Genomic DNA, 21264 nt, shown 5'->3' with positions numbered 1-21264 from the left:
GCGCGTAGCACGCCGGATCCGTCCGCCGGTGGCACCGTCGTGCCGTGGACGCGCGCGTCGTCACACGTGACCTACGAGCGGAAGGTGCACAGGCGATGGGGACGACTCAGGCGGCACCGGCACCGGCACCTGCTCCCCCGCGCGCCCGACGGCACGGCGCGGTGGTCGTGGACTGGCTGACCACCACGGACCACAAGAAGATCGGGCACCTCTACCTGATCACCTCGTTCGCCTTCTTCCTCTTCGCCGGCCTGCTCGCCATGGTGATGCGGGCCGAGCTGGCCCGGCCGGGGATGCAGTTCCTCAGCAACGAGCAGTTCAACCAGTCGTTCACCATCCACGGCACGATCATGCTGCTGCTCTTCGCGACGCCGACGTTCGCCGGGTTCGCCAACGAGATCATGCCGCTGCAGATCGGCGCGCCCGACGTGGCCTTCCCCCGGCTGAACATGCTGTCGTACTGGCTGTTCCTCTTCGGCGGGCTGATCGTGGTGAGCAGCTATCTGACGCCGAGCGGCCCGGCGGACTTCGGCTGGTTCGCGTACGCGCCGCTCAACGGCGAGGTGCACTCCCCCGGCGTGGGCGCCGACCTGTGGATCATGGGGCTGGCGCTGGCGGGCTTCGGCACGATCCTGGGCGCCGTCAACTTCCTCACCACGATCATCGGGATGCGCGCGCCCGGCATGACGATGTTCCGGATGCCGATCTTCACCTGGAACATCCTCTTCACCTCGATCCTCGTCCTGATGGCGTTCCCGGTGCTGGCCGCGGCGCTGCTGGTCCTGGAGTCGGACCGGCGGTTCGGGTCGGTGGTCTTCGACGGATCCGTGGGCGGGGCGCTGCTCTGGCAGCACCTCTTCTGGTTCTTCGGCCACCCAGAGGTCTACATCATCGCACTGCCGTTCTTCGGCATCATCAGCGAGATCATCCCGGTCTTCTCCCGCAAGCCGATCTTCGGCTACGTGATGCTGGTCGCCGCCACCGTCGCGATCACGGGCCTGTCGATCATGGTCTGGGCGCACCACATGTTCGCCACCGGGGCGGTGCTGCTGCCGTTCTTCTCCGCCGCGTCGTTCCTGATCGCGGTGCCCACGGGGGTCAAGTTCTTCAACTGGATCGGCACGATGATCAACGGCTCGCTCTCCTTCGAGACGCCGATGCTCTGGTCCATCGGGTTTCTGGTCAGCTTCCTCTTCGGCGGGCTGACGGGCGTGCTGCTGGCCTCGCCGCCGCTGGACTTCCACGTCACGGACACGTACTTCGTCGTCGGCCACTTCCACTACGTGGTCTTCGGGACGGTGGTGTTCGCGACCTACGCGGGCTTCTACTTCTGGTGGCCGAAGCTCACCGGGAAGCTGCTGGACGAGCGACTGGGGAAGATCCACTTCTGGACCCTGTTCGTCGGCTTCCACGCCACGTTCCTCGTGCACCACTGGCTGGGCGCGGAGGGCATGCCGCGGCGGTACGCGGACTACCTGGCCACCGACGGCTTCACCACGCTCAACACCATCTCCACCATCGGCGCCTTCCTGCTCGGCGCCTCCACGCTGCCGTTCCTGTACAACCTGTGGCGCACGGCGAAGGAGGGCGAGAAGGTCGACGTGGACGACCCGTGGGGCTTCGGCCGCTCCCTGGAATGGGCCACCTCCTGCCCGCCGCCGCGGCACAACTTCACCGCCCTGCCGCGGATCCGCTCCGAGTCGCCGGCCTTCGACCTGCACCACCCGTACGCCGTCACGCACGAGCAGCGCGGGCCGGCCGGCAAGCGGGACATGGTCGATCCGGAGGCGGAGTGAGGGCGGCCGAAAGCGGCCCTCAGGCGGCCTCCGCGCCCTCCCGGGTGCGGTGCGCGTACAGCCCGCTCAGCACCGTGCCCGTCAGCGGCAGCGTCGGGCGGTGGGCGTGGAGCCGGGTGAAGAGGTCGTCGTAGCGCTCGGCGGCGCGCGCCGGGTCGAACCGCGCGGCGTTCGCCAGCGCCGCGGTGCCCATCTCCTGGCGCAGGTCCTCGTCGTCGATGAGCCGCAGCAGACCGCGGGCCACGGCCGCCGGCTCGCCCGGCGGCACGAGCAGGCCGTCCTCGCCGTCCCGGATGATCTCCCGCGGGCCGAGCGGGCAGTCCGCGGCGACGACCGGGAGGCCGCCGCGCATGGCCTCGGCGATGGTCAGCCCGAACGACTCCAGCGTCGAGGTGTGCGCGGCGATCGAACTCTTCGGCCACTCCGTCTCCAGCGGGTGCACGGTGCCCATGAGGAGGACGTGGTTGTACAGGCCGAGGCGGTCGATCTGGGCGCGCAGCGCGTCGTGCCGGGGGCCGTTGCCGTAGATGCGCAGATGCCAGTCGGGGCGCGCCCTGGCGACCCGGGCGAACGCCTTGACGAGGTGGTTGAAGTGCTTGAGGGGTGCGAGCCGGCCGGCGGCCATGACGCACCGGGCGGAGTTGTCGGACGGCGGCACGGACGGCGCCGGGACACCGTTGGGGATGGCGGTCACCACCACGCCCGGCAGCCGCAGTTGCTCGCGGTACGCGCGGGCGTCGGCATCCGTCATCGTGACGACGGCGTGCAGCCGCGGGTACGCGGCGCTCAGCGCCACCCGCAACTCCCGGGGGTGGGTGCCGAACGTCAGGTGCTCCTGGCCGATGCGCAGGACTCCGCGGCGGGTGTGCCGGGCGACGGCGACGTTGAGCCCGGGGCGGGTGCCGATGACCGCGTCGGCGTCGAGCGTCCGCAGGTGTGCGGCCAGAAGGCGGTCGGTGAGCGCGCTGTACTGGTCGTAGCGGCCGTCCGCGGACGGGTAGAGGCGCGCGGGGAGGGCGTGGTCGGGGTGACGCCCCGTGGCGTCGCGGGGGCTGTCGGGGCGCTCGTCGACGAGGGAGCGTACGGGCACGTGCGGCCCGGCGTCGAAGACCGGCTCGTCCTTGTGGCGGAAGACCGAGACGATCTCCACGTCGTGCCGGTCGGCGAGCGTACGGGCGAGGGTGAAGGTGGTGCGGACGGTGCCCCCGACGGCGTACGCGTTGCTGATCAGGAAGGAGATCCGCATGGTCTACCTCGGGACGGGTGCAGTCCCCCCGACCAGGTTCGCACAGCCGGGGGGAGCCCGCATCACGCCAGATCAGGGCCGGTACGGGAGCTGCGGCACGGTGAAGCAGTTCTCCGTCATCTCCCCCTGGCCGACCCAGCCGCCGGCGCCCTCGTTCGCGTCGTCCCGCCAGCGCGCGACGGACACGCACGTGGGCCGGGTCCGCGGCGGTTCGGGCACCTGCTCGAAGCGGGCGGGCAGCAGCAGCCCGTCCGCGTCGTACGGCTCGGCGCGCGCCATGAAGTCTTCGACGCACGCGCGCGTCAGGTCCGCGCCGCACGACGTCGCCGCGTCCGCGAACCACATCGCCGCGGCCCAGCCCTCCAGTTGCCACTGGGAGCGGGTATCGGTCTCCGCGTAGCGGTCCATACCGTCGCGGAACGCCCTGACCGCCGGATCGTCCGTGTCCTCGTAGTTGCGGCTGGAGCCGGTGACCCAGAGGGAGTTGCGGCAGCGTTCGGCGTCGGCGTAGTCCTCGCGGACGCTGGAGTTCCAGTTCTGCACGTTGGTGACCTTCGCGGTCAGCTCCACGCCGGCCTCGTCGAGTGCCCGGCAGAGTGTGGCGTTGCCGGCCGTGTCGACGGCGTCGAAGACGAGGTCGACGCCGCGGTCGCGCAAGTCGGCGGCGACCGCCTCGAAGTGGGGCAGCGAGAAGTCGACCTGCTCGGTGACGACGTCGTAGCCCTCGGCCTCCAGCCCGTCGGCCACGCTGCGCGCGTAGGAGGCCGAGGCCGCCTGGTTGTACGAGACGACGGCCGCGGTGCGGGCACCGTGCTCCCGCTTGAAGTAACGGTAGATTTCGGTGCCGCCGTACAGGTCGCCGTCCCAGCCGGCCTTGCCGCCGGTGCGCGGGGCGCGGCTGCCGTAGATGCCGTACAGGTGCGGGTACGTCTCGTACGCGGCCCCGATCGGCTGGCCGCCGATGTCCGGCACGCCGGCCTCGCTGACCTGCGGCGCGCCGGCGTAGTTCAGCGAGGTGGTGGCCACGAGCGCGAACACCTTCTCCTTCAGCACCAGTTCGCGCACGCAGTCGCTGTTGCCCAGGCCGCTGCCGCCGTCGTCGCAGGTGACGACCTCGACGGGGCGGCCGTTCACGCCCCCGCGCGCGTTCAGCGCCTCGAAGTAGGCCCGTGCGCCGTCCTGCGGCCCGCTGAACGCGTCGCCCACCGGGCTCGTCTCGCTGGCGATGATGCCGACCCTGACCGGCTCGCCGCGCGCCTCACCCGCCGCCGCGGCGTCGCCGCCCCGTCCGGCGGGCCGCTCGGTGAACTCGCTCTCCGGCACCCGGCTGCCGCACGCCGCGGTCAGCAGCACCAGCGCGGTCACGGCCAGCGCGGCGCGCCCCGGCCCGGTCAACTCAGCACCCGGGCCCCGGCGAACCGCTCATCTCGACGAGCGTGCAGATCGCCCGCTTCGACACCTTCCAGGTGCCGTCCTGGAGCACCGACACGCCCGTGGCGCCGGGCACCACCGTCCGGCCCTTGAGCGCGATGTCGTACGTCACGTCCGCCTCCTCGGCGGAGTCGAACTCCACCGACGTGACCTTCGCCCCGACCTGCTTCCAGCGCTTGTCATCGGCGAACGCGCTCATCAGTGGCCGCATCGCCTCGCCGTCCTCCAGCACCGCCAGCTTCGCGTCGGCGTCGGAGTCGGGCGAGAAGAACGTCGTCCAGTTCTCCTCGATCTCCTTCTCCGCCGCCGCGGGGTCGGCCGGTTCCCCGCCGCCCTCCGGGGCGGCGGGGCTGCTCTCCGAGGCCTGCGCACTCGGCAGCTTCTCCGGTGTGTCCGCGCCCCCGCCGTCGTCCCCGCAGCCGGCCGCTCCCAGCCCTGTGAGCAGTACCCCGGCGACCAGCCACGCGGCGCTGCGCATGCGTGCTCCTCGGGTCATCCGTCCTCACCCCTGAACGTCGTCGTGCCCTGAGTGTCCCGCCGATCCGTCCGCTCTACTGCGCTGGAGAACCACACACGGCATAGTGCCTCCCAGGCGGCTGAGATGCACAGGGGGCAGAATGCGGCAAACCGGCCACGCACGCGGGGACTCGCTGAAGGCCGTGGCCTTGCAGTGGGGCGGTTGGGCCGCGCTCGCCGCCGGGGCCGTGCTGTGCGCCGTCGGCTGGTACGGGGTGTCGGGCGAGCGGTTCGCCGAGCGGCAGATTCCGTACCTGGCGTCGTGCACGATCCCCGGGGCGGCGCTGATCGTCGCCGGGGCCGTGCTGCTCTCGCGCGGCGACCGGGGTCTGGCGGCGGCCCGGGTGGAGGAGCTGTACGGGCTGCTGGTGGCGGCGGACGGGGATGCTCCCGGCACTCCCGGCCCGGCTCAAGGGCCCGGGCCCGCGGCGGAGTCCGGCGGGGAGGGCCCGTACCTGGCGGTGCCCGGCGGGACGCTCTACCACCGTCCCGGCTGCGCTCTCGTCGGCGGCAAGCCCGGCGCCGTACCGGTCGCGGATCCCGCGGAAGCCGCCGACGAGGGGAGGGCTCTGACCCCGTGCCCGGTCTGCGAGCCGGACCCCGGGGACGCCGCCGCGCCGGAGGCATGAGGTGTCGCTGACGTATGAACTGACGCTGGCCGGGCTCGCGGTGGGCAGCGCCGCGGCACTCTCCGGCATCGGCCTCGTCGTCACGTACCGCGCCACCGGCGTGCTCAGCCTCGCGCACGGCGCGGTCGCGATGGTCACCGCGTACGTCATGCGGCAGCTCGCCGTCGGCTGGGACTGGCCGCTGTGGGCGGCGGCGGCCGTCAGCCTGCTTGTCGTCGCCCCCGGCATCGGGCTGCTCATGGGGCGGTTCGTCTTCCGGCCGCTGTCGGTGCTGCAGGCGGACGGGTCGGGGGCGGGCGGCGCGCAGGCGCTGGTGGCGTCGCTCGGGGTGTTCGTGCTGCTGACGGGGGCGGCGGGGCTCCTGTGGGGCACGGGTGCGCGGACGGACGCGCCGGAACTGCTGCCGTCCGACCCGTGGGTGCAGCTCGGTACGGCGGTCGCGCTGGCGGGCGGGGTGGCGGCGGTCACACGGTGGACCCGGTTCGGGCGGGAGCTGCGCGCGGTGGTCGACAACCGGCGGCTCGCCGCGCTCAGCGGCATCGACGCCGACCGGGTCGCGGACGCCGGCTGGGCGTTCGGCACGTTCACCGCGGGCGTCACGGGCGTCCTGCTGGCGCCGGAGTACCGCCTGGACCCGTACGGGCTGCCGCTGCTGGTGATGGCCGTGACCGGGGTCGCGGTCGCGGCCGGGCTGCGGAGCCTGCCCGCCGTCGTGGCGGTGGCGCTGGCGGTCGGCGTGGGGCAGGCACAGCTCACCCGGCTCCATCCGGAGGGCTGGGGCGAACAGGTGGTGCAGGCGCTGGGGGCGAACCTCTACGCGGTGCTGCTGCTGGTGGCCGCGCTGGCGCTGCCGCGGCTGCGGGCCGGCTCCGGCGACGGCTTCCTGCGGGTGCCGGCCGAGACGCCGGCCCCGGCGGCCGGCGACGGGCGGACCTGGCTGGTCGCCGGGGTGCTGTTCCTGCTGCCGCTGGGCTTCGCGGGCTCCGATCTGGCCACGTCGGTCCAGGTGCCGGCGCTGGCGGTGGTGCTGCTGTCGCTGGTGGTCGTCACGGGGCACGGCGGCCAGGTCTCGCTGGGACAGGCGGCGTACGCGGGGCTGGGGGCGCTGTTCACGGCGCTGCTGGCGTCGGGGCGGTTCCCGGGCCTGCCCGGGCTTCCGGAGCTGGCGGCACTCATCGTCGCGGTGCTGCTGGTCGCCCCGCTGGGGCTGCTCACGGGATATCCGGCGATCCGGCGGCAGGGCCTGGCGCTGGCGCTGGTCACGCTGGCGGTGGGGGTGGCGGTGAGCCGCTTCGTCTTCGCGCAGCCCTACGCGACGTCGGGCCTGACGCTGGGCCGCCCGGCGGGCTTCACGGGGGACCGGGCGTTCTACGTCCTCGAACTGCTGCTGCTCGCCGCCGCGGTGACGGCTGCCCGGGCGCTGCGCCGGGGCCGCCCGGGCCGCGCGCTCGCGGCGATGCGCGACCACGAGTCCGGCGCCGCGGCGGCGGGGGTGCCTGTGCCGTCGCTGAAGGTCGCGGCCTTCGCCGCGGGCGCGGCTCTGGCGGCGCTGGGTGGCGGCATACTGGCGATGGGCGCACGCGCCTTCGACCCCCAGGCCTTCGATCCGGTCCGCGGCCTGCTGTGGTTCGCGGCGGTGGTCGTGGTGGGCGCGGACAGCATGCTGGGCGCACTTGTGGCGTCGGCCCTGCTGGTGGGGCTGGACGCGGGCACCCGCGGCGGCATGGCGGCGGCGGTGATCGGCGTTCTGGCAGTCCTCCTGGGGCGCTTCCCGGGCGGCCTGTACGAGGCCCTCCACCGGGCGGCGGCCCGCCGGCGACGACCACCGCGGCTGACGCCGCTGGGGTTGCGCGTACGGACGAGGCTGGCGCCCCTCCGGCCGGCGGTGGCGGCGGAGGGCGCCCGAGGCGCAGCGTCACGGCCCCGGACGACGCAGGGCTCGTACGCCTCTTCGCATGCCGCGGGCGACGCGGTGGCCGAGGCTGCCCCGCCGGAGGCGGCAGGGCGCGTCGGCGCCCGCGGCGGCGCCGGACCCGACGCGGGCGACGCCGCGGGCGCAGAGCCCGGCCACGCGCGGGATGCCGGCCGCCGGGCTTCGCCCGGTCCGCGCCCGGGCCAATGGCTGCCGACCGGCGACGCCCGGTCCGGCGCCCGCGGCACGCGGACCTCCGCCCGCGCCGCCGGCCGCTTCCGCAGGCCCGGCCCCCTCGCCGCCGGCGGATCCCGTACGCCCGAAGCGCCCCGGACGGGCCTCGTCGCCCGCGGGATCGCGGTGTCGTACGGGGACTTCTCCGTGCTCTCCGGCGTGGACCTCCGCGTCGTGCCCGGTCAGGTCACCGCGCTCGTCGGGCCCAACGGCGCCGGGAAATCCACCCTGTTCCACTGTCTCGCCGGGACCCTCCGGCCCCGCGCCGGGCGGGTCGTGCTCGACGGGCGGGACGTGACGCGGCGCCGTGCGCACGTGCGGTCCCGGCTCGGTCTCGCGCGGACGTTCCAGCAGCCCGCCGTCTTTCCCTCCCTCACCGTCGCCGAGAACGTCGGCGTGGGCGCCGAGCAGGGGCACGTCCGTGACCCGGCGGCCACCGACCGCGTGCTGCGGCTCCTCGGCCTCGACGGACCGCTGCGCGACGCGCCCGCCGAGGACCTGCCCACCGGCACCCTCCGCCGCGTCGAACTCGGCCGCGCCCTCGCCGGCGGCCCCCGGGTGCTGCTGCTCGACGAGCCCGCCGCCGGCCTCGACCTCGCCGAGGCCGCCGCGCTCGTACGCGTCCTGCGTGCGCTCGCCGCCGACGGCATGGCGCTGCTCGTCGTCGAGCACGACCTCGCACTCGTCGGCGAACTCGCCGACACCGTCCACGCGATGGCCGCCGGCCGCATCGTCGCCTCCGGCACCGCCGCCCAGGTGCTCGACGCGACCGGCGCCACGGGCGCGACCGGCCCGGCCGCCCCGGCGGCCCCCGCCGGCTCCGCCGGCGCACCCGCGGAGGCCCCGTGAGCACCGAGATCGCCCTGCGCCGCGCCCGCGTCCGCTACGGCCCCCTGGAGGCCCTGCACGGCGTCGACCTCCCGGTGCCCGCCGGCCGGCTCACCGTGCTGCTCGGCCGCAACGGCTCGGGCCGTACGACCGCGCTGCGGGCGCTCGCCGGGACGGTGCCGCTCGCCGCGGGGCGCGTGGTGTGGCGCGGCGAGGACGTCACGCGGATGCCCGCGTACGCCCGCGCCCGCCGCGGGCTGTCGCTGACGCCGGAGGTGCGCGCCGTGTTCGGCTCGCTGACCGTCGCGGAGAACCTGCGGCTCGCCGCCCCCGGCGGCGACACCGGTCCCGCGCTTGCCGCGTACCCGGAGCTGGCGCGGCTGCTGACGCACCGCGCCGGCACCCTCTCGGGCGGCGAGCAGCGGATGCTGGCCGTCTCCCGGGCGCTGCTGTCCCCCGCCCGGCTCGTCCTGCTCGACGAGCCGGGCCAGGGGATGTCCGCCGCGGTGGCGGCCCGTACGTACGAACTGCTCGGCGGGCTCGCCGCCACCGTCGTCGTCGCGGAACAGAGCCTGCCGCCCGGCCTTGCGGCCGCGGCGACGGTGGTGCACGAACTCCGTCGCGGCAACGTGGTGTTCAGCGGCGAGCCCGCCGAGGTGGGGGCGCCTCCCCGACCGGCTGCGCCCTGACTGGCGGGGGTACCCCCGGTGGCGCCCGGTGGCACGCTGAGGGAGGCTCAGACGTGCAGGCGCTGGCCCGGCAGGATGACGTCCGGGTCGTCGCCGATGACGTCGCGGTTGGCCTCGTAGACCTCGCGCCACGGCGTGCCGTGCGCTTCGGCGATACGGCTGAGCGTGTCGCCGGCCCTGACGGTGTAGGTGCCGTCGCCGCGCTTGAGCGGCTGGCGCTGCTTCTCACCGCGGTCCGCCCGCGGCTCCGTACGCGGTTCCGCGGGGTCCTCCTGCCCGGGCTGCGCCACCGCGGGGGCGCTGCCGGACGCGCCGGCCTCGACGGAGCAGTGCGGCCAGGCGCCCCACCCCTGCGCGGCCTGCACCTTCGTGGCGACCGCGATCTGCTGCTCCCGGCTCGCGCGGTCCGCGGTGGCGGCGTAGGCGGTGCCGCCGTACGCCTCCCACGTCGACGGGGCGAACTGGAGCCCGCCGTAGTAGCCGTTGCCGGTGTTGATCGCCCAGTCGCCGCCGCTCTCGCACTGGGCGATGCGGTCCCACACCCCGCTGTCCGCGGCGCCCGCCGGTGCGGCGGTGGCAAGGAGCGCGAGGGGGCTGAGGAGCGCGGCGGCTCCGGTGACGAGTGCGGCGTTCCTGCGTGTCCTGCTGGTGCTGATGGTGCTGATGGTGGTGCCTGCCTTACTGGTCGTACGGTCACTTCCGGTGGCGCGTATGTCGCCCTTCGGGAAAGGCATACGTTCCTCTCGATGGACCCGGGTCCCCTGCCCGGGCGGTGCTCGGTGCACGCGGCGGCCGAATCTAGGCAGCCTTGTCGGGCGGAATCAACCAAGACCCCGTCATTCGAGGCCAGTTGCCGGTTACCGCGGGTACCGATCAATACCGGACAGGACGCCCCGCCGGTCAAATCCGGCTTTGTCCGGCACCTCTTCGGTCGCACTGTGGCTCGCCTCACGGCGTCAACGACCGTGATTCGCACATCAGTTGACACTCAGTGAAAATTTCCGACCGACTCGCTACGGCCCGTACACCCCGTTCCGGCAATAGCCGCCGTGGGCGTGACTCCGCACACAGATCGCCCGTTGTGCCCAGATGAACACGCACCACGACACCGAGGAGCGACTCGTGCCCCGCATGCTCGAAGTGAGCGACGCCGTACGCGCCGAGATCGGCGACGAGGAGGCGGACCGGCTCGTCGCCGGCGAGTCCGCCCCCGGCACGTACGACTGCACCTCCTGCCGCGCCCCCGGCGACTCCGGGCAGCAGCAGACGAGCACCGTGCTCTTCGTGGGCGAGGAGACCGCGGTGCTCGCCTTCGCCCACGCCACCTGCATCCCCTCGCAGGTCGTCCCGGTCTCGGAGGATCAACTGCAGGGTGCCGTACGGTCGATCACGGCGGACGACGGACCGGCCCAGGCCCAGGCCCAGGCACCGGCCCCCGCGCCCGCGCCCGCGGAGCCGCACTCCCCCGCCGCCCTCGCGCCGGTGGTCTCCCCGGCACCGTCCCCCTCCTTCTCCGCCGCTCCCGCACCGCCCGCGGCACCGGCCGCCGCCGGCGGCGACCACGGCGAGGCGCAGGCGGTGCTCGGCGTCACCTGCGGGCTGGTGATGTGCGGCGAGGACGCCCGGCCCGCGCTCGTCGTCGAGCCCACCGCGCCCGTCCTCCGGCCCGGTTCCGAGGGGCCCGGAGACGACTTTCTGCCGCTGCTCATCGAGGGCGGCTTCCTGCCCGTGATGGACATGGTCAAGCCCCCGGCGCCGGTGACCGGCTGGTCGGTGCTGCTCGCCGGGGGCCGGCTGCACGCGGTGATGCAGCCCGGCGCCGGCGGTCAGCCGCCGTCCGTCTGGTGGCAGGCGCACCAGCCGCTGCCCGTCTCCGACGGCTGGCGGTCCGCCGCGGCGAAGGAGCAGGAGGTGCTGGTCTACGCCGCGCCCGCGGGTACGATCGGGCGGCAGCCGCGCGAGGACCTGCTCGGCGAGGCGCTGGCGCAGGCCGCCGGGCGCGGACTGCTCGTCGGCGCGACGATGCCGCTCACCGGGTCGTGATCCGAAACCTGGTCGGCGTACCGGTACCTGATCGGAGCAACGCGCACCCGCATCCCTCCGTACGGCATCTTCGTTGCAGGAGTGTGCACCGATACCACGCGATTCCGGGCATGCGCCCCGCCCACGAGCCCCATTCGGCCGCCCGCCCCTCGGAAACGCCGATCTACGACGCGCTGTTCGCCGAGTACCGCCGGCTCTTCCGGGCACTGCCCGGGGACCGCTCCGGCGAGGAGCAGCTCCGCTTCGACGCGATCATGAACGCCCGCCCCGCACTGCCGTCCCCGGGGCGGCTGCGGTCACACCTGCACGTGCACCGGCACCGCAGGGCGGGCGACTAGGGCCGCCCGCCCGCGTGCCGCGTACCCGCAGGGCGCGTACGCGGCACGTGCCTCCGCCCGGAACCGGGGCCGCTACTTCTTGCGGCCCCGCTTCTCCCGCACCCGTACCGAGATCCGGATCGGGCTGCCCTCGAAGCCGAACTCCTCGCGCAGCCGCCGCTCGATGAAGCGCCGGTAGTTCGCCTCGATGAACCCCGAGGCGAAGAGGACGAACCGCGGCGGCCTGGTCCCCGCCTGGGTGCCGAAGAGGATCCGCGGCTGCTTGCCGCCGCGCACCGGGTGCGGCTGCCCGGCCACCAGCTCGCCGAGAAAGGCGTTGAGCCTGCCGGTCGGCACCCGCGTCTCCCAGCCCGCCAGCGCCGTCTCCAGCGCCGGCACGAGCTTCTCCATGTGCCGTCCGGTACGGGCCGAGACGTTGACCCGCGGCGCCCAGCGCACCTGCACGAGATCGCGCTCGATCTCGCGCTCCAGGTAGAACCGGCGCTCGTCGTCCAGCAGGTCCCACTTGTTGTACGCGATGACCAGCGCCCGCCCGGCGTCGACGGCCATGGAGATGATCCGGGTGTCCTGCACCGCCAGCGTCTCGCCGGCGTCCACGAGGACGACCGCGACCTCCGCCTTCTCCAGCGCCGCGGCGGTGCGCAGCGAGGCGTAGTAGTCGGCGCCCTCCTGGAGGTGGACCCGCCGCCGGATGCCGGCGGTGTCGACGAAGCGCCAGGTCTTCCCGCCCAGTTCGATCAGCTCGTCCACCGGGTCCCGGGTGGTGCCCGCCACGTCGTCCACGACGACGCGGTCCTCCCTGGCGAGCTTGTTGAGCATCGAGGACTTACCGACGTTCGGCCGCCCGATGAGCGCCACCCGGCGCGGACCGCCGATCCCGCCGCCGAACGCCTGCGCGGGCGCGTCCGGCAGCACGTCGAGCACCGCGTCGAGCATGTCGCCGGTGCCGCGGCCGTGCAGCGCGGAGACGGGGTGCGGCTCGCCGAGGCCGAGCGACCACAGGTACGCCGCCTCCGCCTCGCCCGACTGCCCGTCGACCTTGTTGGCGCAGAGCACCACCGGTTTGCCGGCCCGGCGCAGCATCTTCACCACGGCCTCGTCGGTGTCCGTGGCGCCCGTCTGCGTATCCACCACGAAGACCACGGCGTCCGCGGCCTCCACCGCGAACTCGGCCTGGGCCGCCACGGAGGCGTGGATGCCGAGCACGTCCTGCTCCCAGCCGCCGGTGTCGACCACCTTGAAGCGGCGGCCCGCCCACTCGGCCTCGTACGACACGCGGTCGCGGGTGACGCCGGGGCGGTCCTCCACGACCGCCTCGCGGCGGCCGATGATGCGGTTCACCAGGGTCGACTTGCCGACGTTCGGGCGGCCGACGACGGCCACCACCGGCAGCGGGCCGTGCCCGGCCCGCGCGAGGTCGCCCTCGACCTCGTCGAGGTCGAAGCCCTCCTCGGCGGCCAGCTCCATGAACTCGGCGTACTCGGCGTCGCCCAGCTCCCCGTGCTCGTCTGGGTGGGCAGCGCCGTCCGGGCCCTGCTCCGGGGAGATGCCGGTCTCGCTCATCACGTTCCTCGTCCTTGCTTTCTCGGCCGCGTACGGCCCGGTGGGCCGGCCCGCGGCCTCACGTCCGGCCTAGCGGCCGGTGTCGCGCCTGGCGTCGGCCAGGTGCGCGGTCAGCCGGTCCTGGATGCGCAGCGTCGCCTCGTCCATCGCCTTGCGGGTACGCCGCCCGTCCGGCGACCCGGCCTGGAAGGGCTCGCCGAAGACGATGTCCACGTGCGAGCGCACCGGCGGCAGCGCCTTGACCACCCGGCTGCGCCGCTCCGCGGTGCCCAGCACCGCGACCGGCACCACGGGGGCGCCGGAGCGCACCGCGAAGTACGCGAGCCCCGCGCGGATCGAGGAGAAGTCGCCCTCTCCCCTGCTGCCCTCCGGGAAGATCCCGAGGACCCCGCCGTCGTCCAGCACCCCCAGCGCCCGGGTGATCGCCGCCCGGTCGACCGTGGTGCGGTCGATGGCCACCTGGCCGATGGTACGCAGGTACCAGCCGACGATGCCGACGAACGCCTCCTGCTTGATCAGGAAGTGCACCGGGCGCGGCGCGGTACCCATGAGGAGCGGGCCGTCGACGTTGTGGGAGTGGTTCCCGGCCAGGATAACCGGCCCGCTCGCGGGCATCCGCCACGCGCCGAGTATCCGCGGCTTGAAGTAGCCGTGCATGACGGGCGCGGACATCCGCCGCCCGACGAGCGCACCCCGTGTCTCCGGCACCGCGCCGGCCGGTGGGGTCACCGACCCTGCTGTTTCTCTTCGACGAGGGCCACGACATGCTGGATGACCTGCTCCAGGGTCAGTTCCGTCGTGTCCACCTCGATGGCGTCCGCCGCCTTGGCGAGCGGCGAGACCTTGCGGCCGGAGTCCGCGGCGTCCCGCCGGGCGAGCAGCGCCTGCGTGGCCGCCAGGTCGCGGGCTTCCCTGCCCTTCAGCTCGCCGCTGCGGCGGGCGGCCCGTACCTCCTCGGAGGCCGTGAGGAAGATCTTCACGTCCGCGTCCGGCAGCACCGTCGTGCCGATGTCCCGGCCCTCGACCACGATCCCGCCGCTCTTCACGGACTCGGCCGCGATCGACCGCTGCAGCTCGGTGATCCGTGCCCGTACCTCCGGCACCGCGCTGACGGCGCTGACCGCCGCGGTGACCTCCTGGGTACGGATCGGGCCCGAGGCGTCCGCGCCGTCCACGGTGATCGTGGGCGTCTCCGGGTCGGTGCCGGAGACGATCTGCGGCTTCTCGGCGGCGGCTGCGACCGCGGCGGCGTCGCCCACGTCCACCCCGTTGCCCAGCATCCACCAGGCCGCCGCCCGGTACTGCGCGCCGGTGTCGAGGTAGCGCAGGCCGAGCCGGGCGGCGACCGCCCGGGACGTGCTCGACTTGCCCGTGCCGGCGGGTCCGTCGATGGCGACGATCACGGGGGCCCGCTGGGCCCTGGCAGCGCTGTCCACGGGGCGAACGACACCCTTTCTCAGGTCTACGACGGGGTAAGGCCGAACTCGTGCGGCACTAGATTACTGCTACCTTCCCGGGCCCCGGCCACTGCCTCGTGCACTGCCCCGTTCACTGCCGCAGCGGCCATCCGCGCTCCCGCAGCGCGGCGGTGAGCGCGTGCGCGGCCGGCGGCTCGACCATGAGCTGCACCCGCCCCGCCTGCTGGCCGGTGGCGTGCTCGATGCGTACGTCCTCGATGTTGACGCCGGCCGCGCCGGCGTCGGCGAAGATCCGGGCCAGCTCGCCCGGCCGGTCGCCGATGAGCACGGTGACGGTCTCGTACGCGGCGGGGGCGGCGCCGTGCTTGCCGGGCACCCGCTCCCGGCCCGCGCTGCCGCGGCGCAGCACGTCCTCGATGCCGGCCGCGCCCGTGCGGCGCTTGGCGTCGTCGGCCGCCTGCAGCGCGCGCAGCGCCCGTACCGTCTCGTCCAGATCGGCGGCGACCTCGGCCAGCACCTCGGCGACCGGGCCGGGGTTGGCGGAGAGGATGTCGATCCACATCGCCGGGTCCGAGGCGGCGATGCGGGTGACGTCCCTGATGCCCTGTCCGCACAGCCGGACCGCGGCCTCCTCCGCGTCCTGGAGCCGGGCGGCGACCATGCTGGAGACGAGCTGCGGGGTGTGCGAGACGAGGGCGACGGCGCGGTCGTGGGCGTCGGCGTCCATCACCACGGGCACGGCGCGGCAGAGCGCGACCAGCTCCAGCGCGAGGTTCAGCACCTCGGTGTCCGTGGTCTCCGCCGGGCTCAGCACCCAGGGGCGGCCCTCGAAGAGCTCCGCGGTGGCGGCCAGCGGGCCGGAGCGCTCGCTGCCCGCCATCGGGTGGCTGCCGATGTAGCCGGTGAGGTCGCCGCCCAGCTCCTCCAGGGTGCGGCGGGGGCCGCCCTTGACGCTGGCGACGTCCAGGTATCCGCGGGCCACGCGGCGGCGCTGGGCGTCGGCGAGGGTGCGGCCGGTGAGCGCGGGCGGCACGGCCACGACGGCGAGATCCACGGGGGCGGGGGGCGGCTGGTCGGTACCGGCCCCCAGGGAGGCGGCGGTACGGGCCTGGTCGGCGTCGTCGTCCTGGAGGTACACCGTGACGCCTCTGCGGGTCAGCGCCAGGGCGGCGGAGGTGCCGATGAGGCCGGTGCCGATGACGAGGGCGGTACGCACGGCGCACAGGATACGCGGCGGCCGCCCCGCGGGGCGCGGGGAGGCCGCCGGGCAGGGTCCCGGGCTCGTCCGGACGCGGGGCCCGTACGGGCGGCCGGCGTACGGCCGTGTGCGCCTAGGGGCGTACGGTCCCGCAGGACCCGGCGGTCAGAGCCCGACCTCCTTCATCAGCATCCCGACCTCGGTGTTGGTCAGCCGGCGCAGCCAGCCCGACTTCTGGTCGCCCAGCGCGATCGGGCCGAAGCGGGTCCGTACCAGCTTGTCGACCGGGAAGCCCGCCTCGGCGAGCATCCGTCGCACGATGTGCTTGCGGCCTTCGTGCAGCACCACCTCGACCAGGTAGTTCTTGCCGGTGTTCTCCACCACCCGGAAGTCGTCCGCCTTGGCGTAGCCGTCGTCGAGCCGGACGCCGCTCTTCAGCCGCTTTCCCAAATCGCGCGGGAGCGGGCCCTGGATGGCGGCGAGGTAGGTCTTCTTCACGCCGTAGCGGGGATGGGTGAGGCGGTGGGCCAGCTCGCCGTGGTTGGTGAGCAGGATGATGCCCTCGGTCTCGGTGTCCAGGCGGCCGACGTGGAAGAGCCGGGTCTCCCGGTTGTCCACGTAGTCGCCGAGGTTCTGCCGGCCCTCCGGGTCGTCCATCGAGGAGACGACGCCGACGGGCTTGTTGAGGGCGAAGAAGAGATACGACTGCGTGGCCACGGTCAGCCCGTCGACCTTGATCTCGTCCTTCTCGGGGTCGACGCGCAGCCCCTGCTCGGTGACGATACGCCCGTTGACCTCCACCCGCGCCTGGTCGATCAGCTCCTCGCAGGCGCGCCGCGAGCCCATGCCGGCCCGCGCCAGCACCTTCTGCAGCCGCTCGCCCTCGGGCTCGCCGAACGTCTTGGGCAGCGTGCGCTGCGGCTTGCTGTGCCGGGCTCTGGTCCGCTCCTCCAACTGCGCGTCGTACTCACGGGAGCGCGCGGGCCGGCTCGGCGCGCCGCCGCGCCCCCGGCCCCCCTTCCCCGGGCCGCCCGGGCGCTCGCCCTGGGGGGCGCCGGACTTCTCGTACCGTCGCTCCTCGGGGCGGGGGCGGCCCTGCCGGCGCTGTTGCGCGTCGCGCTTGCCGCCCGCCCCCCGGGGGTCGGAGCCCGAGGGCTTCCTGCTGTTCCTGCCGCCGCTGCTTCGCATCTACCGTCAGTCCGTTGGTTGGGTCAGGTCTCGTCATCCACGTCGAACGACGGGACGCCCTCCTGGGACTCGCCCTCCACCGCGTCCGCGTCCGGAAGGAACGGGGCCAGCTCGGGGAGCTCGTCCAGGCCGCGCAGGCCCATCCGCTCCAGGAAGTAGTTCGTCGTCCTGTACAGGATCGCACCTGTTCCGTCTTCCGTGCCCGCCTCCGCGATGAGGCCCCGCTGCAGCAGCGTGCGCATGACGCCGTCGCAGTTGACGCCGCGGACCGCGGAGACGCGGGAGCGGGAGACCGGCTGGCGGTACGCGACGACCGCGAGGGTCTCCAGCGCGGCCTGGGTGAGCCGGGACTGCTGGCCGTCGAGGACGAAGTTCTCGACGGCGGGCGCGTAGGCGGCGCGGGTGTAGAAGCGCCAGCCGCCGGCGACGTGGCGCAGGTCGAAGCCGCGGCCCTGGACGGTGTACTCGTCGGACAGCTCGCGCAGGGCGTCGGCGATCTCGCGGGGGCGGCGGTCGAGGACCTTGGCCAGGTGCTCGGAGGTCACGGGCTCGTCGACGACCATCAGGACGGCTTCGAGGGCCGGGCGCAGCGGGAGGCCGGCGGTGGGGCTCGCCTCCTCCTGCGGACGCGGCTGCCGATCCGCCGCCTCCGGTTCCCTCTCCACCGCGTCCACCGTGTTTACCGCGTCCCCCGCGCCCGGCACGTCCGCCGCCGCTTCGCTCATCGCTCGTCCTCGCCTTCGTTCCCGCCGGCCGCATCAGCGTCGCCGGGCGCCGTGTCGAACTCGTCCGTCACCACCGGCACCACGTCCTCCCGCCCCGTCCACCGCACCGTCAGCGGCTCCAGCGCCCCCTCCTGGTCCAGGGCCACGGCCCGCTCCCGGTACAGCTCCAGCAGCGCCAGGAACCGGGCGACGACGGTCAGCGGGTCGGGGGCGTCGGCGATCAGCTCCTGGAAACCGACGGCGCCGCGCTCGCGGAGCCGGGAGACGACGACCTGCGCCTGCTCCTGCACGCTGACGAGCGGGGCGTGGATGTGGTCGACGTAGACCTGGGGCACCGGCTTGGGCTGCATCGCCTTGACCGCGAGCCGGGCGAAGCCCTCCGGGCCGATGCTGATGACCACCTCGGGCAGCAGCTCCGCGTGGTGCGGCTCCAGTCCGACGGTGCGGGGGTGGCGCTGCGACTCCTCCTCCAGCCGGCGGTGGAAGATGCCCGCTATCTCCTTGTACGCGCGGTACTGCAGCAGCCGCGCGAAGAGCAGGTCCCGGGCCTCCAGCAGCGCGAGGTCCTCCTCGTCCTCGACCTCGGCGGAGGGCAGCAGGCGGGCGGCCTTGAGGTCGAGAAGGGTGGCGGCCACGACGAGGAACTCGGTGGTCTGGTCGAGGTCCCAGTCGGGTCCCATCGCGCGGATGTGGGCCATGAAGTCGTCGGTGACGCGGTGCAGGGAGACCTCGGTGACGTCCAGCTTGTGCTTGGAGATGAGCTGGAGAAGGAGGTCGAAGGGGCCTTCGAAGTTGGCGAGCCGGACCCGGAATCCGCCGTCGCCGGGTTCGTCGCCGCCGCTTTCGGAGCCGGGTTCGCCGCCGGGCCCGGGGCCCGGTTCCGTGTCGGGCTCTGCGCCGCCGGGGCCCGCCGGGGCGGGTTCGGTCTCCGGGTCGGGGTCGGGCACCGGCCCCGGTTCGGGCTCCGGCGGGGCCGGTGCGGGGTCCGGTTCGCCGGGCCGCGGGGCGGGGCCCGGGATGGGCAGCGGCGGCTCCTCCGGCGGCGCGGGCACGGGCGCGGGTTCCGGCTGCGGCAGGGGCATGGGCTCGGGGTACGGCTCCCGCACCGGATCGGGTTCCGCGGGCCGCGGGGCGGGCTTGGTGGGCGTCGCGGCGACTCCGGGGCCGCGGCCGAGGGAGCGCCGGGCGGTACGCGCGGGGCGCTGCGGGTCGTCGTGCCTGTCGTCCATCGCTCGCAGCGTATCGCCCGGAGCGGTGCCGGCCGGGTTGCCGTCCGGCGGGGCGGCGCCCAGGTCATCCGGCACGGGCCGCACGGGCGCGGGCGTGTGTACGGGCGCGGGCGTCAGCGGCCGCGCAGGCGGCGTACGAGGATGCTCGCGTCGCCGCGCGACTCCAGGTCGGCCAGCACCACCGCGACGGCCTCGCGGACGATCCGGCCGCGGTCCACCGCGAGGCCGTGGTCGCCGCGGAGCACGAGCCGGGCGTGCTCCAGGTCCATCAGTTCCTCGGCGGAGACGTAGACCGTGATCTTCTCGTCGTGCCGCTCCCGGCCGCTGGGCCGCCGTGCCGCTCCGCGGCCCCGGCCGCGGCGGGGCTGGGCCGCCGCGGCGGCACCGCCGCTCTGCCTCGCGGACTTCGTACGCGCGGGGGCCGCCGGCTCGCGCTCGCTCTGCCGGGCCCGCCCGCCGGGGGCGGCCTCGGCGCTCGCCTCCCGGCCGCCGTGCTCCGTCGCCTCGGGGTCCCGCCGGGCCGGGGCGGCCCGGGTGCGCTTGCCGCCCGCCGGAGCCGCCGCGCCGGCCTTGCCGCCGGTGCCCGTGCGCTCGCCGTCGCCCGTACCGCCGGAGCCCTCGGGGTCCTCCGCGCCCGCCTCCGCGGCATCCGCGCCGGCCTCCGCCTCCGTACCGGCGGCCGCCGCTTCCGCGTCGCCCTCGCGACTCGGCGCGGGCACCCGCGGACTGCCGCCGGGCACCTCGCCGTTGGCCCGCTGCCGGTCCGACTGCGGCGTGGATGACTGGAGCGCTGTCCCCCCGGTGGTGCGGAAAAGCTCGTCGGCCCCTGGCAGGCTCACTCGGCGTGGCACCGGGCGAGCACCTCCCTGGCAAGCTGGCGGTAGGCGGCCGCGCCCACGGAGTTCGACGCGTACGAGGTGATGGGCTCGCCGGCGACGGTGGTCTCGGGGAACCGGACGGTGCGGCCGATGACCGTGTGGTAGACGTGGTCGTCGAATGCCTCGACGACGCGCGCCAGCACCTCGCGGCTGTGCACCGTGCGGGAGTCGTACATCGTGGCGAGGATGCCGTCGAGCTCCAGGTCGGGGTTGAGCCGCTCCTGGACCTTCTCGATCGTCTCGGTCAGCAGCGCCACGCCGCGCAGGGCGAAGAACTCGCACTCCAGCGGCACGATCACCTTGTGGGCCGCGGTCAGCGCGTTGACCGTGAGCAGACCCAGCGACGGCTGGCAGTCGATGACGACGTAGTCGTACTCGGGCAGCAGCGGCCTCAGCGCGCGCTGCAGCGTCTGCTCCCGCGCCACCTCGCTCACCAACTGCACCTCGGCGGCGGAGAGATCGATGTTGCTGGGCAGCAGGTCCATGTTGGGCACGGCCGTTTTGAGCAGCACCTCGTCGGCCGACATGCCCCGCTCCATGAGCAGGTTGTAGACCGTGAGGTCCAGCTCCATGGGGTTGACCCCGAGGCCGACGGAGAGGGCGCCCTGCGGGTCGAAGTCCACGAGCAGCACGCGGCGGCCGTACTCGGCGAGCGCCGCGCCCAGGTTGATGGCCGACGTGGTCTTGCCGACGCCGCCCTTCTGGTTGCACATGGCGATGACCTTCGCCGGGCCGTGGTCGGTGACCGGGCCCGGGATGGGGAAGTACGGCAGCGGGCGGCCCGTGGGACCGATACGCTCCCGGCGCTGCCGGGCGGCGTCCGGGGCGAGCGTCGCGGCGTACTCGGGATCCGGCTCGTAGTCCGCGTCCGGATCGTAGAAGTGACCCTCTGACAGGTCCTCGAAGTCGGAGGTGGCGGATGCGGCGAGACCTGTGGTGTCCTCGCCGCCGCCCTGGCTGCCGGTCATGGCGTTCACGTGATGACCGTCCATGCTCTGGTATACGTTTCCGCCCTGTGCGTGTGCCGAGAAGGTGTGGACGGCGACAGAGCCGACAGGCGCCTCCGCCCCCGAGGGATCGTGGCCCCGCGCAGGCGTGCCTGGACGACCACCCCCGGGAGCAAATGTCGACTCATTCACAAGTCGTCCTACCTCCTTGGCGTCCCGGACTGCGTTTCCAGTCCGAGTCACCTTGTCTCCTTGGTGACCAGGGCACTTCTCGATTGGTCAGCGTGGCACCATGCCGACGATTGGCGACTCTATGGCGTGTCGGGGTCCCGCAGCAACACAATCCCGCAGACAGAGCACGATGTGTCGGGTGTGGAACACCACTTCGGGCACGCCGTTTCGCGCAACAGCGCCCGGCCGAACCCCTGGTGACGAGGTTCAGCCGGTGACGTGGGG

The 21264-nt window shown here is 74.2% G+C and carries 19 protein-coding genes; 6 read left to right on the top strand and 13 right to left on the bottom strand.

Features of this window, described 5'->3' with window-relative positions:
• Window positions 1-95: 95 nt before the first annotated feature.
• A complete protein-coding gene (gene ctaD / locus I003_RS0119995; protein WP_486584302.1) occupies window positions 96-1796 on the top strand; it encodes an aa3-type cytochrome oxidase subunit I in 1701 nt (566 codons plus the stop codon).
• A gap of 19 nt (window positions 1797-1815) precedes the next feature.
• On the opposite strand, the gene I003_RS0119990 is transcribed toward ctaD, so the two are convergent.
• From I003_RS0119990 to I003_RS0119980, 3 genes are all read right to left on the bottom strand, one after another.
• The gene (locus tag I003_RS0119990; RefSeq protein WP_027773130.1) at window positions 1816-3042 is read right to left on the bottom strand and encodes a glycosyltransferase family 4 protein; all 1227 of its coding nucleotides are present in this window, start codon (window positions 3040-3042) and stop codon (window positions 1816-1818) included.
• Between the two features lie 72 nt (window positions 3043-3114).
• The gene (locus tag I003_RS0119985) at window positions 3115-4437 is read right to left on the bottom strand and encodes an ABC transporter substrate-binding protein (RefSeq protein ID WP_027773129.1); all 1323 of its coding nucleotides are present in this window, start codon (window positions 4435-4437) and stop codon (window positions 3115-3117) included.
• 1 nt (window position 4438) lies between these two features.
• Window positions 4439-4951 (bottom strand): MTB12 C-terminal domain-containing protein, encoded by a 513-nt coding sequence (locus I003_RS0119980; protein WP_486584301.1) that lies wholly within the window; start codon window positions 4949-4951, stop codon window positions 4439-4441.
• Between the two features lie 226 nt (window positions 4952-5177).
• On the opposite strand from I003_RS0119980, the gene I003_RS0119975 reads away from it, so the two are divergent.
• The 3 genes from I003_RS0119975 to I003_RS0119965 are packed head-to-tail and all read left to right on the top strand — an operon-like array spanning window position 5178 to window position 9281.
• Entirely contained in the window at window positions 5178-5618 is a 441-nt protein-coding gene (locus tag I003_RS0119975) for a hypothetical protein (RefSeq protein ID WP_027773127.1), read from the top strand.
• A gap of 1 nt (window position 5619) precedes the next feature.
• A complete protein-coding gene (locus I003_RS32695) occupies window positions 5620-8613 on the top strand; it encodes a branched-chain amino acid ABC transporter permease/ATP-binding protein (protein ID WP_078564204.1) in 2994 nt (997 codons plus the stop codon).
• On the top strand, window positions 8610-9281 hold the full coding sequence (locus I003_RS0119965; RefSeq protein WP_027773126.1) for an ATP-binding cassette domain-containing protein: 672 nt from the start codon (window positions 8610-8612) through the stop codon (window positions 9279-9281). Before I003_RS32695 ends, I003_RS0119965 begins: the two co-directional genes overlap by 4 nt.
• Before the next feature lie 47 nt (window positions 9282-9328).
• On the opposite strand, the gene I003_RS0119960 is transcribed toward I003_RS0119965, so the two are convergent.
• A complete protein-coding gene (locus tag I003_RS0119960; protein WP_027773125.1) occupies window positions 9329-10015 on the bottom strand; it encodes a LysM peptidoglycan-binding domain-containing protein in 687 nt (228 codons plus the stop codon).
• Between the two features lie 355 nt (window positions 10016-10370).
• Between I003_RS0119960 and I003_RS0119955 the strand changes: the two genes are divergently transcribed.
• Together I003_RS0119955 and I003_RS0119950 are read left to right on the top strand one after the other, a co-directional pair.
• Window positions 10371-11324, top strand: coding sequence for a hypothetical protein (locus I003_RS0119955; protein ID WP_078564202.1), 954 nt, complete (start codon window positions 10371-10373; stop codon window positions 11322-11324).
• Between the two features lie 110 nt (window positions 11325-11434).
• Window positions 11435-11662 carry a hypothetical protein gene (locus I003_RS0119950; protein ID WP_027773123.1) on the top strand — a complete coding sequence of 76 codons (228 nt, stop codon included), beginning with the start codon at window positions 11435-11437 and terminating at the stop codon, window positions 11660-11662.
• 72 nt (window positions 11663-11734) lie between these two features.
• On the opposite strand, the gene der is transcribed toward I003_RS0119950, so the two are convergent.
• The 9 genes from der to I003_RS0119905 all read right to left on the bottom strand — a co-directional run bounded on the left by der (window position 11735) and on the right by I003_RS0119905 (window position 20838).
• A complete protein-coding gene (gene der, locus I003_RS0119945; RefSeq protein WP_051368344.1) occupies window positions 11735-13225 on the bottom strand; it encodes a ribosome biogenesis GTPase Der in 1491 nt (496 codons plus the stop codon).
• A gap of 69 nt (window positions 13226-13294) precedes the next feature.
• The gene (locus tag I003_RS0119940; protein ID WP_037721227.1) at window positions 13295-13897 is read right to left on the bottom strand and encodes a lysophospholipid acyltransferase family protein; all 603 of its coding nucleotides are present in this window, start codon (window positions 13895-13897) and stop codon (window positions 13295-13297) included.
• Between the two features lie 53 nt (window positions 13898-13950).
• The gene (gene cmk / locus I003_RS0119935) at window positions 13951-14661 is read right to left on the bottom strand and encodes a (d)CMP kinase (RefSeq protein WP_027773120.1); all 711 of its coding nucleotides are present in this window, start codon (window positions 14659-14661) and stop codon (window positions 13951-13953) included.
• A gap of 112 nt (window positions 14662-14773) precedes the next feature.
• Window positions 14774-15859 carry a prephenate dehydrogenase gene (locus I003_RS0119930; RefSeq protein WP_027773119.1) on the bottom strand — a complete coding sequence of 362 codons (1086 nt, stop codon included), beginning with the start codon at window positions 15857-15859 and terminating at the stop codon, window positions 14774-14776.
• Between the two features lie 147 nt (window positions 15860-16006).
• The gene (locus tag I003_RS0119925; RefSeq protein ID WP_027773118.1) at window positions 16007-17029 is read right to left on the bottom strand and encodes a pseudouridine synthase; all 1023 of its coding nucleotides are present in this window, start codon (window positions 17027-17029) and stop codon (window positions 16007-16009) included.
• 23 nt (window positions 17030-17052) lie between these two features.
• Complete coding sequence (gene scpB / locus I003_RS0119920; RefSeq protein ID WP_027773117.1) at window positions 17053-17754, bottom strand: SMC-Scp complex subunit ScpB; 702 nt, start codon at window positions 17752-17754, stop codon at window positions 17053-17055.
• A complete protein-coding gene (locus I003_RS0119915; RefSeq protein ID WP_027773116.1) occupies window positions 17751-18983 on the bottom strand; it encodes a segregation/condensation protein A in 1233 nt (410 codons plus the stop codon). The genes scpB and I003_RS0119915 overlap by 4 nt, the downstream gene beginning before the upstream one ends.
• Window positions 18984-19096: 113 nt before the next feature.
• On the bottom strand, window positions 19097-19822 hold the full coding sequence (locus I003_RS0119910; protein ID WP_027773115.1) for a hypothetical protein: 726 nt from the start codon (window positions 19820-19822) through the stop codon (window positions 19097-19099).
• On the bottom strand, window positions 19819-20838 hold the full coding sequence (locus I003_RS0119905) for a ParA family protein (protein WP_486584300.1): 1020 nt from the start codon (window positions 20836-20838) through the stop codon (window positions 19819-19821). Before I003_RS0119905 ends, I003_RS0119910 begins: the two co-directional genes overlap by 4 nt.
• Window positions 20839-21264 lie beyond the last annotated feature (426 nt).

The sequence above is a fragment of the Streptomyces sp. CNQ329 genome (assembly GCF_000482585.1).
This window is presented reverse-complemented; position numbering and strand designations above follow the sequence as displayed.

What these genes read in the sequence shown, in the direction of transcription:
- ctaD (WP_486584302.1), top strand. Translation starts at nt 96, where the DNA reads ATGGGGACGACTCAGGCGGCACCGGCACCGGCACCTGCTCCCCCGCGC.
- I003_RS0119990 (WP_027773130.1), bottom strand. Translation starts at nt 3,042, where the DNA reads ATGCGGATCTCCTTCCTGATCAGCAACGCGTACGCCGTCGGGGGCACC.
- I003_RS0119980 (WP_486584301.1), bottom strand. Translation starts at nt 4,951, where the DNA reads ATGCGCAGCGCCGCGTGGCTGGTCGCCGGGGTACTGCTCACAGGGCTG.
- I003_RS0119960 (WP_027773125.1), bottom strand. Translation starts at nt 10,015, where the DNA reads ATGCCTTTCCCGAAGGGCGACATACGCGCCACCGGAAGTGACCGTACG.
- I003_RS0119955 (WP_078564202.1), top strand. Translation starts at nt 10,371, where the DNA reads ATGAACACGCACCACGACACCGAGGAGCGACTCGTGCCCCGCATGCTC.
- I003_RS0119950 (WP_027773123.1), top strand. Translation starts at nt 11,435, where the DNA reads ATGCGCCCCGCCCACGAGCCCCATTCGGCCGCCCGCCCCTCGGAAACG.
- der (WP_051368344.1), bottom strand. Translation starts at nt 13,225, where the DNA reads ATGAGCGAGACCGGCATCTCCCCGGAGCAGGGCCCGGACGGCGCTGCC.
- I003_RS0119940 (WP_037721227.1), bottom strand. Translation starts at nt 13,897, where the DNA reads ATGTCCGCGCCCGTCATGCACGGCTACTTCAAGCCGCGGATACTCGGC.
- I003_RS0119925 (WP_027773118.1), bottom strand. Translation starts at nt 17,029, where the DNA reads ATGCGAAGCAGCGGCGGCAGGAACAGCAGGAAGCCCTCGGGCTCCGAC.
- scpB (WP_027773117.1), bottom strand. Translation starts at nt 17,754, where the DNA reads ATGAGCGAAGCGGCGGCGGACGTGCCGGGCGCGGGGGACGCGGTAAAC.
- I003_RS0119915 (WP_027773116.1), bottom strand. Translation starts at nt 18,983, where the DNA reads ATGGACGACAGGCACGACGACCCGCAGCGCCCCGCGCGTACCGCCCGG.